This is a genomic window from Klebsiella sp. GFKo11 (assembly GCF_056490265.1).
The window spans coordinates 6,351,373-6,364,122 of sequence record NZ_CM151369.1 but is presented as its reverse complement, the minus strand read 5'-3'; the positions used below and the strand labels follow the sequence as shown (position 1 = coordinate 6,364,122).

At 51.1% G+C, this 12,750-nt stretch carries 14 protein-coding genes; 1 reads left to right on the top strand and 13 read right to left on the bottom strand.

Going from position 1 to position 12,750, the window contains the following annotated elements:
• Positions 1-105 precede the first annotated feature (105 nt).
• From AC07P6_RS30455 to asnC, 13 genes are all read right to left on the bottom strand, one after another.
• Positions 106-525, bottom strand: a complete 420-nt coding sequence (locus AC07P6_RS30455; RefSeq protein WP_110276033.1) for a F0F1 ATP synthase subunit epsilon — start codon at positions 523-525, stop codon at positions 106-108.
• A 20-nt stretch (positions 526-545) separates the two neighbouring features.
• Positions 546-1,928: a F0F1 ATP synthase subunit beta gene (gene atpD, locus AC07P6_RS30450; protein ID WP_181484301.1), complete on the bottom strand. Its 1,383-nt coding sequence runs from the start codon at positions 1,926-1,928 to the stop codon at positions 546-548.
• 26 nt (positions 1,929-1,954) lie between these two features.
• Positions 1,955-2,818, bottom strand: coding sequence for a F0F1 ATP synthase subunit gamma (gene atpG / locus AC07P6_RS30445; RefSeq protein WP_110276035.1), 864 nt, complete (start codon positions 2,816-2,818; stop codon positions 1,955-1,957).
• Between the two features lie 50 nt (positions 2,819-2,868).
• Positions 2,869-4,410 carry a F0F1 ATP synthase subunit alpha gene (atpA, locus tag AC07P6_RS30440; protein ID WP_110276036.1) on the bottom strand — a complete coding sequence of 514 codons (1,542 nt, stop codon included), beginning with the start codon at positions 4,408-4,410 and terminating at the stop codon, positions 2,869-2,871.
• 12 nt (positions 4,411-4,422) lie between these two features.
• A complete protein-coding gene (atpH, locus tag AC07P6_RS30435) occupies positions 4,423-4,956 on the bottom strand; it encodes a F0F1 ATP synthase subunit delta (RefSeq protein ID WP_110276037.1) in 534 nt (177 codons plus the stop codon).
• A gap of 14 nt (positions 4,957-4,970) precedes the next feature.
• A complete protein-coding gene (atpF, locus tag AC07P6_RS30430) occupies positions 4,971-5,441 on the bottom strand; it encodes a F0F1 ATP synthase subunit B (RefSeq protein ID WP_110276038.1) in 471 nt (156 codons plus the stop codon).
• A 56-nt stretch (positions 5,442-5,497) separates the two neighbouring features.
• Positions 5,498-5,737, bottom strand: a complete 240-nt coding sequence (gene atpE / locus AC07P6_RS30425; RefSeq protein WP_000429386.1) for a F0F1 ATP synthase subunit C — start codon at positions 5,735-5,737, stop codon at positions 5,498-5,500.
• 47 nt (positions 5,738-5,784) lie between these two features.
• Positions 5,785-6,600, bottom strand: a complete 816-nt coding sequence (atpB, locus tag AC07P6_RS30420) for a F0F1 ATP synthase subunit A (RefSeq protein ID WP_110276039.1) — start codon at positions 6,598-6,600, stop codon at positions 5,785-5,787.
• 8 nt (positions 6,601-6,608) lie between these two features.
• Positions 6,609-6,989, bottom strand: coding sequence for a F0F1 ATP synthase subunit I (atpI, locus tag AC07P6_RS30415; RefSeq protein ID WP_182235431.1), 381 nt, complete (start codon positions 6,987-6,989; stop codon positions 6,609-6,611).
• A 616-nt stretch (positions 6,990-7,605) separates the two neighbouring features.
• Positions 7,606-8,229, bottom strand: a complete 624-nt coding sequence (gene rsmG / locus AC07P6_RS30410) for a 16S rRNA (guanine(527)-N(7))-methyltransferase RsmG (protein ID WP_478315356.1) — start codon at positions 8,227-8,229, stop codon at positions 7,606-7,608.
• A 114-nt stretch (positions 8,230-8,343) separates the two neighbouring features.
• Complete coding sequence (mnmG, locus tag AC07P6_RS30405; RefSeq protein ID WP_478315355.1) at positions 8,344-10,233, bottom strand: tRNA uridine-5-carboxymethylaminomethyl(34) synthesis enzyme MnmG; 1,890 nt, start codon at positions 10,231-10,233, stop codon at positions 8,344-8,346.
• Positions 10,234-10,614: 381 nt separating this feature from the next.
• A complete protein-coding gene (gene mioC / locus AC07P6_RS30400) occupies positions 10,615-11,055 on the bottom strand; it encodes an FMN-binding protein MioC (RefSeq protein WP_478315354.1) in 441 nt (146 codons plus the stop codon).
• A gap of 91 nt (positions 11,056-11,146) precedes the next feature.
• Positions 11,147-11,605 (bottom strand): transcriptional regulator AsnC, encoded by a 459-nt coding sequence (asnC, locus tag AC07P6_RS30395; RefSeq protein ID WP_004107306.1) that lies wholly within the window; start codon positions 11,603-11,605, stop codon positions 11,147-11,149.
• Positions 11,606-11,756: 151 nt separating this feature from the next.
• Here asnC and asnA point away from each other — a divergent pair, with 151 nt between their 5' ends.
• Complete coding sequence (asnA, locus tag AC07P6_RS30390; RefSeq protein WP_181484296.1) at positions 11,757-12,749, top strand: aspartate--ammonia ligase; 993 nt, start codon at positions 11,757-11,759, stop codon at positions 12,747-12,749.
• Position 12,750: the final 1 nt, after the last annotated feature.

Sequence of the window (12,750 nt, the reverse complement as noted above, 5' to 3'; positions counted from 1 at the left end):
TCACAAAAATATTGAACTCGCTTTTTAGTTTTACTATTTATGAAACGAAACAATAAAAAAAGCCAGCCTGGAAACCAGACTGGCTTTTTAACTTTCAAGCCGGTGTTACATCGCTTTTTTGGTCAACTCGATAACGCGAAGCTGAGCGATCGCTTTGGCCAGTTCTGCGGACGCCTGAGCGTAATCCACGTCGCCGTGAGAGCTTTTGATATGCTCTTCAGCCTTACGTTTCGCTTCCAGAGCTCGCGCTTCGTCGAGATCCTGGCCACGAATTGCCGTATCAGCCAGAACGGTCGTGCTACCAGGCTGCACTTCAAGAATGCCGCCTGACAGGTAGATAAACTCTTCATGACCGTGCTGCTTAACGATGCGAATCATACCAGGCTTAATGGCGGTGAGCAGCGGTGCGTGACCCGGGTAAATACCCAGCTCACCTTCACTACCCGTTACCTGGATTTTCTCGACCAGACCAGAGAACATTTGTTTCTCTGCGCTGACGACGTCCAGGTGGTAAGTCATTGCCATATCACCCTCCGATTAAGGCGTTAAAGTTTTTTGGCTTTTTCCACGGCTTCGTCGATGGAACCGACCATGTAGAACGCCTGCTCTGGCAGGTGATCGTATTCGCCGTCCATGATGCCTTTAAAGCCACGGATGGTGTCTTTCAGGGAGACGTATTTGCCCGGAGAACCGGTAAATACTTCCGCCACGAAGAACGGCTGGGACAGGAAGCGCTGGATCTTACGAGCGCGTGCTACCACCAGTTTGTCTTCTTCAGACAGTTCATCCATACCCAGGATGGCGATGATGTCTTTCAGTTCCTGATAACGCTGCAGGATAGACTGAACGCCACGCGCGGTGTCGTAGTGTTCCTGACCAACAACCAGCGGATCCAACTGACGGCTGGTGGAGTCCAGCGGGTCAACGGCCGGGTAGATACCCAGGGATGCGATCTGACGGCTCAGTACCACGGTTGCATCTAAGTGAGCAAAGGTGGTTGCTGGGGATGGGTCAGTCAAGTCATCCGCAGGTACGTATACCGCCTGTACGGAGGTGATAGAACCGGTTTTGGTGGAGGTGATACGTTCCTGCAGAACGCCCATCTCTTCCGCCAGAGTCGGCTGGTAACCTACCGCTGAAGGCATACGACCCAGCAGTGCTGATACTTCAGTACCGGCCAGGGTGTAACGATAGATGTTATCGACGAACAGCAGTACGTCGCGACCTTCGTCACGGAACTTCTCAGCCATGGTCAGACCGGTCAGAGCAACGCGCAGACGGTTTCCCGGCGGCTCGTTCATCTGGCCATACACCAGGGATACTTTATCGATAACGTTGGAGTCGGTCATTTCGTGGTAGAAGTCGTTACCCTCACGAGTACGTTCACCTACGCCCGCAAACACGGAGTAACCGGAGTGCTCAATCGCGATGTTACGAATAAGCTCCATCATGTTTACGGTTTTACCTACACCCGCACCACCGAACAGACCAACTTTACCGCCCTTCGCAAACGGACACATCAGGTCGATAACTTTGATGCCGGTTTCCAGCAGTTCCTGAGAGTTTGACAACTCTTCATAGGACGGTGCTGCACGATGGATAGCCCAACGCTCTTCTTCACCGATGTCGCCTTTCATGTCAACTGGCTGACCCAGTACATTCATGATACGACCCAGTGTTGCTTTACCTACCGGGACTTCGATCGGGTGCTCAAGGTCTTTAACATCCAGACCACGACGCAGGCCGTCGGAAGAACCCATGGCGATGGTACGTACAATACCGCCGCCGAGCTGCTGCTGAACTTCCAGCACCAGTTGCTCATTACCATTTTGTACCTCAAGAGCCTCGTACACGCGCGGTACGGCATCCTGAGGGAATTCGACGTCGACCACGGCGCCGATTACCTGGACAATTTTTCCAGTAGCCATCTTGAATCCTCTACGAATTAACCTGGTTATACCGCGGATGCTCCACCGACGATCTCGGTGAGTTCCTGAGTAATGCTGGCCTGACGAGCTTTGTTGTATACCAACTGCAGCTCTTTAATCAGGCTGCCGCCATTGTCGGTCGCGGCTTTCATCGCCACCATACGTGCGGCCTGCTCGCTGGCCAGGTTTTCTACCACGCCCTGATAAACCTGAGATTCCACATAGCGGCGCAGCAGGGTATCCAGCAGCGCTTTCGGATCGGGTTCATACAGGTAATCCCAGGATTTACGCTTCAAGTCATCATCTTCTGACGCCGGTAACGGCAGCAGTTGGGTGATGGTTGGAACCTGAGACATGGTGTTAATAAATTTGTTGCTGACAACGTACAGCTTGTCCAGACGACCTTCATCGTAGGCCTGCAACATCACTTTTACCGGACCGATCAGTTCGGACAGGGATGGGTTGTCACCCATGCCGGTCACCTGAGCGACAACATTGCCGCTTACGGAATTAAAGAACGACACGCCCTTCGAGCCGATCATTGCGAGTTCGCTCTGAACGCCTTTATCGGACCATGCTTTCATATCCGCCAGCAGTTTTTTGAACAGGTTAATGTTCAAGCCACCACACAGACCACGGTCGGTAGACACCACCAGGTAGCCCACGCGCTTAACGTCGCGTTCTTCCAGGTACGGGTGCTTATATTCCAGATTACCGTTCGCAAGGTGACCAATCACTTTGCGCATGGTATCTGCGTAAGGACGGCTGGCCGCCATGCGCTCCTGCGATTTACGCATTTTGGAAGCGGCGACCATTTCCATCGCTTTAGTGATCTTTTGCGTGTTCTGGACGCTTGCGATCTTACTACGTATCTCTTTTGCGCCGGCCATGAGCTTCTCCTCAATGCCTTGCGGCCTGCCCTAAAGCAAGCCGCCAGACTTTACCAGGACTGGGTTGCTTTGAAGGAATCGAGGATGCCTTTCAGCTTGCCTTCGATTTCGTCGTTATAGCCACCGGACTGGTTGATCTCTTGCATCAACGGAGCGTGATCACGGTCGACGTAAGCCAGCAGAGCAGCTTCGAAACTACCGATTTTCGCCAGCTCTACATCTGCCAGATAACCACGTTCTGCTGCGTACAGAACCAGAGACTGCTGCGCAACGGACATCGGCGCATACTGTTTCTGTTTCAGCAGTTCAGTTACTTTCTGACCGTGGTCCAGCTGCTTACGGGTTGCATCATCAAGGTCAGAGGCAAACTGGGAGAACGCCGCCAGTTCGCGATACTGCGCCAGCGCGGTACGAATACCACCGGACAGTTTCTTCATGATCTTGGTCTGAGCAGCACCACCAACACGGGATACGGAGATACCCGGGTTAACCGCAGGACGAATACCGGAGTTAAACAGGTTGGTTTCCAGGAAGATCTGACCATCGGTAATGGAAATTACGTTGGTCGGAACGAACGCAGAAACGTCACCCGCCTGGGTTTCGATAATCGGCAGCGCAGTCAGAGAACCGGTTTGACCTTTCACTTCACCTTTGGTGAAAGCTTCAACGTATTCAACGTTAACACGTGCAGCACGCTCCAGCAGACGAGAGTGGAGGTAGAATACGTCGCCCGGGAACGCTTCACGTCCTGGCGGACGGCGGAGCAGCAGGGAGATCTGACGGTAAGCAACGGCCTGTTTAGACAGGTCATCATAAATGATCAGCGCGTCTTCACCGCGGTCGCGGAAGTATTCGCCCATTGCGCAACCGGCATACGGAGCCAGGTATTGCAGTGCAGCGGATTCAGATGCGGTTGCAACCACAACGATGGTGTTGGCCAGCGCGCCGTGCTCTTCCAGTTTACGTACCACGTTAGAAATGGTGGACGCTTTCTGGCCGATAGCAACATAGACGCACTTAATGCCGGAGTCACGCTGGTTGATAATGGCGTCGATTGCCAGAGCGGTTTTACCGGTCTGACGGTCGCCGATGATCAGTTCACGCTGACCACGACCGATTGGGATCATGGCATCGACGGACTTATAACCGGTTTGAACCGGCTGATCGACGGATTGACGTTCGATTACGCCCGGAGCGATAGCTTCAACAGCGGAGAAGCCGTCGTGCTCCAGCGGACCTTTACCGTCGATTGGCGCACCCAGGGTGTTAACCACGCGGCCCAGCAGGCCACGGCCAACCGGAACTTCCAGGATACGGCCAGTACATTTAACCTTCATGCCTTCGGCAAGGTCAGCGTACGGACCCATCACAACGGCACCTACGGAGTCGCGCTCCAGGTTCAGTGCGATAGCGTAACGGTTACCCGGCAGAGCGATCATCTCACCCTGCATACAATCGGCAAGGCCGTGAATGCGGATAACACCGTCACTGACAGAAACGATAGTACCTTCGTTATGAGCCTCGCTCACAACATTGAACTGAGCAATGCGCTGCTTGATCAGTTCGCTGATTTCGGTGGAATTCAGTTGCATGCTCCAGTCCCCTTAAGACTGCAAGACGTCTGCAAGGCGATCAAGACGGCCGCGTACGCTACCATCAATGACCATATCACCCGCACGGATGATAACACCTGCCATTACAGACTTATCGATTTTGCAATTCAGCTTAACTTTGCGTGACAGACGTTTTTCCATCGCAGTGCTAATCTTCGCAAGCTGTACGTCACTCATCTGGGTGGCAGAAATAACTTCTACCTCTGCGGTTGCCTCACTGGCAGCGCGCAGGTGAATGAACTGCTCGAGAACATCAGGGAGCGCCTTCAGACGACTATTCTCAGCCATTACCCGAATCAGGTTTTGGCCATTTTCGTCCAGTTGCTCACCACATACCGCGATAAACGCATCTGAGAGCGTTTCCGGAGCCAATGCACCGGAGAGTAGCTCTGCCATTTGTTCGTTCTTGGTCACTTCAGCGACAAACGCCAGCATATCCTGCCAGCGTTCAACACTGTTGTGCTCGACGGCAAAGTCAAAAGCTGCTTTGGCGTAGGGGCGAGCTACCGTTACAAATTCAGACATCAGCCCCTCCCTCCTTACAGTTCAGCGACAAGTTTATCCACGATGTCGCTGTTAGCAGCTTCATCCACGGAACGTTCGATGATCTTCTCGGCGCCAGCAACAGCCAGGATAGCGACCTGCTTACGCAGCTCCTCACGAGCACGTTTACGTTCGGCATCGATTTCAGCCTGCGCCTGTGCGACGATTTTGGTGCGTTCCTGTTCTGCTTCCGCTTTAGCTTCATCCAGAATCTGAGAGCGACGCTTGTTCGCTTGCTCGATGATTACCTGGGCTTCCGCTTTCGCTTTTTTCAGCTGGTCGGTCGCGTTGGCCTGTGCAAGGTCCAAATCTTTCTTAGCGCGTTCTGCAGAAGCTAAACCGTCAGAAATTTCTTTCTGGCGCTTTTCGATGGCAGCCATTAAAGGCGGCCATACGTACTTCATGCAGAACCATACGAAGAGAACAAACGCGATGGCCTGGCCGAGGATTGTTGCGTTCATGTTCACAGCACAATACCTCTTAAAAATTAACTCTGTGGCTTAGGTTTCTTTCGAACAACTTACTACGCGACGGCGAACATCACGTACAGACCCAGACCTACAGCGATCATCGGGATAGCATCCACCAGACCCATAACGATAAAGAACTGAGTACGCAGCAGAGGAATCAGATCCGGTTGACGCGCTGCGCCTTCCAGGAATTTACCCCCGAGGATGCCGATACCGATCGCAGCACCGATTGCCGCCAGACCCATCATCACAGCGGCAGCCATGTACAGCAGATCCATATTCAGGTTTTCCATGACAGTCTCCAGTTTGTTTCAGTTAAAACGTAGTATGTTGGTAAAAATCAATGCTCTTCGGATGCCATCGACAGATAGACAATCGTCAGAACCATGAAGATGAAGGCTTGCAGCGTAATAATCAGGATGTGGAAAATGGCCCATGGCACATTCAGAATCCACTGTGACCACCACGGCAACAGACCAGCAATCAGAATGAAAATCAGCTCACCGGCATACATGTTGCCGAACAGTCGCAGACCGAGTGATACCGGTTTGGACAGCAGGCTTACCCCTTCAAGGATTAAGTTGACAGGAATGAACGCCCAGTGATTGAACGGCTGCAGGGTCAGTTCTTTAACGAACCCGCCCACGCCTTTCATTTTGATGCTGTAGAAAAGAATCAGGATAAACACGCCAAGCGCCATCGACAGGGTGATGTTCACGTCAGCAGACGGAACCACGCGCAGTGCAGGCAGGCCGAAAATGTGTTCGCCGATGTAAGGAATCAGGTCGATTGGCAGCAGGTCCATCAGGTTCATCAGGAATACCCAGACGAACACGGTCAGGGCCAGCGGAGCAATCAGCTTGCTCTTGCCGTGATACATGTCTTTGACGCTGCCATGGACGAAGCCGATGGTCATTTCGATAGCAGTCTGGAGTTTCCCTGGCACACCGCTGGTCGCTTTCTTAGCAACGCTACGGAAAATGGTAAGGAACAGCAGACCGAGAACCACCGAGAAAAACATGGAGTCAATATTGAGCGTCCAGAAGGTGGCTGGGGGGTTGTGCGGATCCACCAGCGAGAAAGTACGCAGGTCCAACTGAAGGTTGTTCAGATGGTGTCCTATGTATTCCTGCGGCGTCATATTTTCTGAAGCCATGATGCCTTTTACCCTTTGTTGTTAATTACAGCTGGCGCCAGAATTTGTACCACCAGCACCAAAACCCACGTCACTATCAGCGGCAAAAACACCACCTTTAAAACCGCTAGCGCCACCGCCAGAAGAGCGAAGGTCAGCAACACCTTGAAGGCTTCACCGAAGGCGAAGGTCCAGGCCACTCGGCCTTTAGCTGGTGTATGCGCCTGATGACGCCAGGCAAAAATCATAAATATCATGTTTGGCAACACAACCGCCAAACCTCCGCAAACGGCAGAGATGCCCCAGAAGGGGTCTTTGAGGCTGAACAGCAGTCCACTTGCTATTACTGCCAGTAACTGAATAAACAGAAGCTTACGAGCAACGTTTCGACTCAAGAGCGACACAGACATCACGTTTTAACTCCTGCTCCCTTTGAGGTATGTCGCGTGTCGTATAAAACGTCCTTTAAGACGAAGAGTCAAGCATCAAAAAGCGGACAAATTATACGGTGACGCCCCGTGATTTCAAACAATAAGTAGCAAAATAGTGAATAAATGTTTAATTATTTTCAAAGTGACAACTTTTCATGCTTTTCACCAATCTGTGAGCGGTCATGCAAAACTGCAAATAGCGAGAAAACACGGCAATTAAAGCGTGCATTAGATCACATAATAGACATTTTTACCGTAATTGAATTAATTCTGTACATAAAACGTAAGTTTTCATCCTTTTGATATCCAACATAAAAAATGGGCATTCTTTCTAAAACAACCCTATATACAATGAAAACCTTTTATTGACATTTATAATAAATATTTAACATCAGTATGAAGCATCAGCAGCTCGATTTTTAGCACACTGATATTTTCAACGTTGACTATTCATCGGAGAAAGCAACAAGTCAAAGTTAACTGAAAGAAAATCCATGGTAAAAACAAGGTTAACAATGACCCGATAATACCCTGCAGTGACTTTTATTTTTGTAACATGCTTGAGCCATCTTTTTTTCACATTTTTTGATAAAAATTAAATCATTTTTGGTTGAATCACCACCAGGTGACGCTCCCCTTCCAACTGAGGTACATGCAGCTCAATAATCTCATTAACCACATACCCTTGCGGAAGATTTGCCATTTCATCTTCCTGGACTAAACCTTTGAGCGCATAGAAATGACCGTTCTTCGCAGGCAAGTGGTGGCACCAGCTCACCATGTCGCTTAACGAAGCAAAGGCGCGGCTAATGACGCCATCAAACAGCGGCTCACCAGAAAACGCCTCTACGCGACTTTGTACCGGCGTCACATTGTCCAGTTTTAACTCATGCTGAACCTGACGAAGGAACCGAATACGCTTACCAAGGCTGTCCAACAAGATGAAATTGGACTCAGGGCGCACTATCGCCAGCGGAATACCCGGTAGCCCAGGACCGGTGCCCACATCAATAAAACGAGTTCCTTTAAGGTGCGGCGCAACAATAATGCTATCGAGAATGTGGCGTACCAGCATCTCGTTCGGATCGCGAACGGAGGTCAGGTTATAAGCCTTATTCCACTTATCCAGCATACCCACATAGGCTACCAGCTGATTTTTCTGGTGATCGGTGAGCGAAATCCCTGCTTCAGCCAGCAGACGAGAAAGTTTGTTAAGCACGGTCAATACCTGTCTAAAAACAATGAGCCCGGAGGCGATAACGCTTACCGGGCTGATGAATTAAAAGGGCGGATACGAATGCGTTATCCGCCAAATATCTCTATCAGGGAAAGATCAGGCGCTACGACGCAGCATTCCCTGTTTTTTCAGCCACACCAGCAGAATAGAGATTGCCGCCGGCGTAATACCAGAAATACGCGATGCCTGTCCTATTGAGGACGGTTTGTGATCGTTGAGCTTAGCAATCACCTCGTTCGACAATCCATTCACCAGCCGGTAATCGAGTGTCGCAGGCAGCAAGGTATTTTCATTGCGCTGCTGCTTTTCGATCTCATCCTGCTGACGAGCGATGTAGCCTTCATACTTAACCTGAATCTCCACCTGCTCAGCTGCTTGCTTATCTGCAAGACCTGGTGAGAATGGTGACATCTGCACCAACTGCTCGTAGGTCATTTCAGGACGACGAAGTAAGTCTTCCCCGCTTGCTTCACGAGAAAGTGGCGCAGTCAGATGAGTGTTCACTTCCGCAGCGCTTTCTGCCAGCGGATTAACCCAGCTGGATTTTAGACGCTGGCGTTCACGCTCAATGCTTTCCAGCTTCTCGTTGAAACGCGCCCAGCGTTCGTCATCCACCAGACCCAGCACACGACCCTGTTCGGTCAGACGCAGGTCGGCATTGTCTTCACGCAGCATCAGACGATATTCCGCCCGCGAGGTAAACATACGGTACGGTTCTTTGGTCCCAAGAGTGCACAGGTCGTCCACCAGCACGCCGAGATAGGCCTGAGAGCGGCCCGGCGCCCAGCCCTCTTTCTCAGCAGAGAAACGGGCGGCGTTCAGGCCAGCGAGCAGGCCCTGCGCTGCGGCTTCTTCGTAGCCGGTGGTGCCGTTAATCTGCCCAGCGAAGAACAAGCCATGGATAAATTTACTTTCCAGCGTCGGCTTAAGATCGCGCGGGTCGAAGAAATCGTACTCAATAGCGTAGCCAGGACGGACGATTTTTGCATTTTCCATCCCCTGCATTGAGCGAACGATTTGCATCTGGACATCAAACGGCAGGCTGGTAGAGATGCCGTTTGGATAAATTTCATTGGACGTCAGTCCTTCCGGCTCCAGGAAGATCTGGTGCTGATTGCGATCGGCAAAGCGCATGACTTTGTCTTCGATCGACGGACAGTAACGCGGGCCGATCCCTTCAATCACCCCAGCATACATAGGGCTGCGATCGAGGTTATTGCGGATAACATCGTGGGTTTTCTCATTGGTATGAGTGACATAGCACGGTACCTGACGTGGGTGCTGGGAAGCATTGCCCATAAACGAGAAGACCGGCATTGGATCATCGCCGTGCTGCTGCGCCAACACGCTGAAATCAATGGTTCTTGCGTCAATACGCGGTGGAGTACCGGTTTTCAGGCGGCTTACGCGCAACGGAAGCTCGCGTAGGCGGCGAGACAGGGGGATCGATGGCGGATCGCCAGCACGGCCACCGCTGTAGTTATCCAGACCGATATGGATCTTGCCATCCAGGAACGTACCAACGGTCAGAACAACCGCCTTCGCGCGGAATTTGAGACCCATCTGGGTCACGGCACCGACGACACGATCGTTCTCAACAATCAGATCTTCAACGGCCTGCTGGAAGATCATCAAGTTCGGCTGATTTTCCAGCGCTGTGCGAACTGCCTGTCGATAGAGCACGCGGTCTGCCTGAGCTCGGGTGGCGCGGACCGCCGGCCCCTTACTGGCGTTTAGTATCCTAAACTGGATACCAGCATGATCGATCGCCGTTGCCATCAGGCCGCCAAGGGCATCCACTTCTTTTACCAGGTGTCCTTTCCCAATGCCGCCAATCGCCGGGTTGCAACTCATCTGCCCCAACGTGTCGATATTGTGTGTCAAAAGCAGAGTCTGTTGACCCATTCGCGCTGCGGCCATCGCGGCCTCAGTGCCTGCATGACCCCCGCCAATGATGATGACGTCAAAAGGATCCTGATAAAACATGGTGGTTTGCCTCGCGTAAAGCGGTTTGAAAATGGATTGAAGCCCGGGCCGTGGATTCTACTCAACTTTCGGCTTTCGAGAAAGCACCGGGATCTTGAGTATTAAAAAGAAGATCTTTTATTTAGAGATCTGTTTTATTGTGATCTCTTATTAGGATCGACGATATCTGTGGATAAGTCAGATCCACGATTTAAGATCAAAAGCTTAAGAAGGATCACTATCTGTGAATGATCGGTGATCCTGTTCAGTATAAGCTGGGATCAAAATGAAGGGTTATACACAGCACAAAAATCAGTCAAGGGTTATACTTTGGATAACTACCGGTTGATCCAAGCTTTTAAGCATAGTTACCCACAGAAGAAACGAGGATCTTTACAATTCTCAGAGCAAATTTTTCCAGGATCCAAGCCAAATCTCTGCTGGATCTTCAGGAATCTCATGTTCGAGGACATTAATCTTCAGCGTTTCGCCAATCTGTTTTGCCCCACATGCTATGAGCGCCGCCTCGATTTTATCAATAGCTCCACAGAAGGTGTCATATTCACGACTACCGATGCCGATTGCGCCAAAGTGGACAGCAGAAAGATCGACTTGCTTCCCCTGAAGCGCTTCATAGAAAGGCAGTAAGTTATCGGGAATATCGCCAGCACCATGAGTAGAAGAGATAACCAGCCAGATTCCTTCGGCCTGCAGATCCTCAATCAACGGACCGTGCTGGATAGTGGTGCCGTGACCAGCTTCTTCCAGCTTTTCCGCCAGATGTTCTGATACATATTCTGCGCTACCCAGAGTACTGCCGCTGATAAGAGTTATGTCTGCCATGATCGCCCGCCCCACTATTTAGAGTAGCGTATTGTACGCTGTGAGCGAGTTGGGATCTACCTGTGGAAAAATGTGGGATTAAAAAGTCCGATCACGGGCGAATGGTACGCATAATCGGGTTCTGCAGGACGATCAATGTTTCAGTGGACTGAATTTCATCGATTGTTTGGATCTTGTTGATAAGTACATGTTGAAGGGCATCAATCGATCGGCACATCACTTTTATAAAGATGCTGTAGTGGCCGGTGGTGTAATACGCTTCGGTAACTTCATCCAGACTGTTTAATCTGGCCAGTGCGGAAGGGTAATCCTTTGCGCTCTTCAGAATGATGCCGATAAAACAGCCCACATCGTAACCCAGCTGTTTTGGACTGACGTCAATGCGCGCGCCGGTAATAATTCCCGCTTGCTTCATTTTCTCGACGCGAACGTGAATTGTCCCGGGGCTGACGCCAAATTGTTTCGCCAGTTCGGCATAGGCGGTACGTGCATTAGCCATGAGAGCTTCAAGGATGCCGCGATCCAGATTGTCGATCTGATAATTTTCCATAGGTTTTTCTTATGAAGTTTGATGAATCGCTCTATTTTAGCGTCATATTTTGATGAATTAAAACCGAAGCAGGCTTTTTGTTGTTGGATTATTGAATTGCATCGCGGTTTTGTTGCTTAATCAATGGCAACAGGACGCAGGAGTCATAAAAATGAAAACCGCATACATCGCAAAACAACGCCAGATTAGTTTCGTTAAGTCTCACTTTTCCCGCCAGCTTGAAGAGAAGCTTGGTCTGATTGAAGTCCAGGCCCCCATCTTAAGCCGCGTGGGAGATGGGACGCAGGATAACCTGTCTGGTTGCGAAAAAGCGGTTCAGGTGAAAGTGAAAACACTGCCTGACGCCCAATTCGAAGTGGTTCATTCACTGGCGAAGTGGAAGCGTCAAACCCTGGGACAACACGACTTCAGCGCGGGCGAAGGGCTGTACACGCACATGAAGGCCCTTCGCCCCGATGAAGACAGATTAACCGCCATCCATTCCGTTTACGTTGACCAGTGGGACTGGGAGCGCGTAATGGGTGACGCAGAACGCCATTGTGGGACGCTGAAATCGACTGTTGAAGCAATTTATGCCGGGATCAAAGCGACCGAAGCTGCGGTGAGCAAAGAATTTGGCCTGACGCCGTTCTTGCCGGAGACGATCCAGTTTGTTCATAGTCAGGAATTATTAAGTCGTTATCCGGATCTTGATGCTAAAGGCCGCGAGCGGGCGATAGCCAAAGATCTGGGCGCGGTATTCCTGATTGGTATCGGCGGCAAATTATCTGATGGTCAGCGTCACGATGTTCGAGCCCCGGATTATGATGACTGGAGCACGCCAGCAGCTGAAGGTTTTGCCGGTCTGAACGGCGATATCCTTGTGTGGAACCCGATCCTGGAAGATGCTTTTGAGCTCTCTTCGATGGGCATCCGCGTGGATTCAGAGGCGCTGAAACGCCAGCTCGCGATCACTGGTGATGAAGATCGCCTGAAGCTAGAATGGCACCAGGCGCTGCTGCGTGGGGAAATGCCGCAGACTATCGGCGGCGGTATCGGCCAGTCTCGTCTGACGATGCTACTTCTGCAGCTTGACCATATCGGGCAGGTTCAGTGCGGCGTATGGCCAACGCAGGTTCGTGAAAGCGTCGCTGCCCTTCTTTAAT

Coding starts and splice junctions, on each gene's coding strand:
- AC07P6_RS30455 (WP_110276033.1), bottom strand. CDS start 525: ATGGCAATGACTTACCACCTGGACGTCGTCAGCGCAGAGAAACAAATG.
- atpD (WP_181484301.1), bottom strand. CDS start 1,928: ATGGCTACTGGAAAAATTGTCCAGGTAATCGGCGCCGTGGTCGACGTC.
- atpG (WP_110276035.1), bottom strand. CDS start 2,818: ATGGCCGGCGCAAAAGAGATACGTAGTAAGATCGCAAGCGTCCAGAAC.
- atpA (WP_110276036.1), bottom strand. CDS start 4,410: ATGCAACTGAATTCCACCGAAATCAGCGAACTGATCAAGCAGCGCATT.
- atpH (WP_110276037.1), bottom strand. CDS start 4,956: ATGTCTGAATTTGTAACGGTAGCTCGCCCCTACGCCAAAGCAGCTTTT.
- atpE (WP_000429386.1), bottom strand. CDS start 5,737: ATGGAAAACCTGAATATGGATCTGCTGTACATGGCTGCCGCTGTGATG.
- atpB (WP_110276039.1), bottom strand. CDS start 6,600: ATGGCTTCAGAAAATATGACGCCGCAGGAATACATAGGACACCATCTG.
- atpI (WP_182235431.1), bottom strand. CDS start 6,989: ATGTCTGTGTCGCTCTTGAGTCGAAACGTTGCTCGTAAGCTTCTGTTT.
- mnmG (WP_478315355.1), bottom strand. CDS start 10,233: ATGTTTTATCAGGATCCTTTTGACGTCATCATCATTGGCGGGGGTCAT.
- mioC (WP_478315354.1), bottom strand. CDS start 11,055: ATGGCAGACATAACTCTTATCAGCGGCAGTACTCTGGGTAGCGCAGAA.
- asnC (WP_004107306.1), bottom strand. CDS start 11,605: ATGGAAAATTATCAGATCGACAATCTGGATCGCGGCATCCTTGAAGCT.
- asnA (WP_181484296.1), top strand. CDS start 11,757: ATGAAAACCGCATACATCGCAAAACAACGCCAGATTAGTTTCGTTAAG.